Here is a 291-nt window from a genome sequence, read left to right on the forward strand (position 1 = left end):
CTGCAGCGGACGGTGCGGGTCGATGTGCGAGGTGCGACCCGGGTCGACACGGTCGTCGATCTGGTGCGGCGGCCGGTGAGCCTTTCGGGGGAGCGGATGCCGGCCCGCTGGTCGGAGTTGCGCCTCGCGCTGCTGGATGGGGTGGTCGGTGTCGCGGGGTTCCTCGCGGCGACGGGTCCGATCGAGAAGGTGTGGGATCGGCTCACGGTCGATCAACGCCTGGCGGCCGATGTCGCGTTGGCCGGGTGCGCACGCGGGCACGGTGTCGTGGTCGACGATGACCCGGACGTC

Annotated in this window: 1 pseudogene; it reads left to right on the top strand. The window is 71.8% G+C overall.

Annotated elements, in window-relative coordinates:
- Positions 1 to 291: pseudogene (locus tag ASF80_RS19045) on the top strand (hypothetical protein); the annotation flags it as partial.

Source organism: Microbacterium sp. Leaf159, from assembly GCF_001423615.1.
GTDB lineage: Bacteria > Actinomycetota > Actinomycetes > Actinomycetales > Microbacteriaceae > Microbacterium.